General features: G+C 51.4%; 2 protein-coding genes. Both read right to left on the bottom strand.

The genetic code is table 11. The annotated features are described in order from the left end of the window. Positions 1–157: 157 nt before the first annotated feature. The gene (locus J3364_RS22535; RefSeq protein WP_349560406.1) at positions 158–820 is read right to left on the bottom strand and encodes a cold shock domain-containing protein; all 663 of its coding nucleotides are present in this window, start codon (positions 818–820) and stop codon (positions 158–160) included. Between the two features lie 455 nt (positions 821–1,275). Further along, the gene (locus J3364_RS22655) at positions 1,276–1,563 is read right to left on the bottom strand and encodes a barstar family protein (protein ID WP_502882542.1); all 288 of its coding nucleotides are present in this window, start codon (positions 1,561–1,563) and stop codon (positions 1,276–1,278) included. Between the last annotated feature and the right edge of the window lie 132 nt (positions 1,564–1,695).

Below are 1,695 nucleotides of genomic sequence, written 5' to 3'. Positions count from 1 at the left end.
TCCACCGCTTTGACTTTGAACTCAGTGCTGTACTGCTGGGTTTTCTTCCCTGTGATCATTTCTGGCATCGGTGTGCTCCTGTTTCGGAGTTATCGATGCGTGTCCACTCGACTGGGGGAAGTCCACGTGGCACTAAAGCGACTTGTTAAATGGACGCTCACACCAGCCAATGATATAAGCCTACCCCGCCTATAGACGGTATTAGGATCATCACTGCCAACACGCCAAGACATCCTCCGTTACTTCGCACTTGGGATTTTTCATGCCGGGGGTTATTGTCCAGCCACTGGCGATGGCAGCTTTTACAGTAAAGTTTGAAAAAACCATTGTTCCATGCCTGGATAGTTCTTTGGTCAAACTCTGAGACCGCTCTGCAACGTGCACAGGTAAAGCTCTTTTCGATAGGCTTTCGTTGCCGATTCAAGATGAAGAACCCTACGACTGCAGGCACACCATAAACCCATGAGCTTTCGATTGAGTTGGTGTGATAAAACGCGAAACCAAGGGCAACAAGTGAGCCTAAAATGACCAGAATAGAAATGTAATCGATAGCGTTTTTTCTTGGTGGTTCGATTTTATTATGGCGACTTTTGGCTGACGTCCCCAAGGCTTTGGAAACGCCCTCAATGACAACACCCTTTGCCCTCAGTCTGTTCTGTGAGTCTCGTGTTGGGTCGTATAACACACTATCTCCAACTTCAGGCCGCCTCGCAGTGGTCTTGACGCTCGAAATGTGGAAAAACAGCTTCTCGGAACCATTTTCAGGCTGAATGAAGCCAAACCCTTTTTCATCTTGCCACTGGCAGACTTTCCCTTTCATACCTATCCCAATGATCCTTGAGTCTGACTAAGACATTTAACGCCGAGCACAGCGGCGACCTTGGAGTGGCGACGAAGGCGACACGTAAAGGGCGTCCGGCGGCCACCGGCCGCGTACTGATGCGAATTGTTAGATGCCGGTTACCCGGCACTTTATTGTGGCACCCAAACCTGAATGCCTACTCCCGATACCTTGTACCAGCGCGACCCATTGCGCCAGGAACCAGAACACTGCGTAGGCGGGTGACGCACAGAATTTACGCCGGATTGCCCCGCAACCTGAACACCGAGCTACCCGACAGAACCGATGACCAACTGGCGGCTGTGTGTTGCCCGAAACCAACTGCCAAAACGGGGTCTAACACCAACCCGAAAGCGACGAAGCCAGGCATATAACGCCTGCATTTGCGTCTGGTTTGGAGCGCAGCGGAAAACCAGTCCGCCAACATGCGATGGTTAGGTGTCCTTACCAAGTTCCACCCGAACCCGCTGTGAATGGAGCTGTATCTCTTGCAATCGGCGGAGAAGATTGCCGCTATTGATCGACGAAAGAGTCTCGGCGTGAACGAACAGCAACTTCACATCGCCGGGCCAACCTGGCCCGCCCCCAGAAATCGCATCCCAGAAAGCGGAGGCGTTTCTACCGAAGAATTCCGCACCTTCAGGACGCACTATTTCCACGTATAACTGCCAGAAATCGCTCTCATCTCTGACATTTTGGCAGTCGATGACTATAGTATCCATACACACCTAACGAGGCTGTAGAAAAACCCATTTCCGAGTCGTTCCCCACAGCCTTTTCCGTTGTTTTCTTGTTCACCCGCCGTTGGCGGATCCATTGCTCTTTTGACCGGCGATAACCAATTAGCCTTAGTG

The sequence above is a fragment of the Marinobacter sp. NFXS9 genome (assembly GCF_040148665.1).
Classification (GTDB): domain Bacteria; phylum Pseudomonadota; class Gammaproteobacteria; order Pseudomonadales; family Oleiphilaceae; genus Marinobacter_A; species Marinobacter_A mangrovi.
Note: the sequence above shows the minus strand (reverse complement) of the source record. Positions and strands in the feature narration are given on the sequence as shown.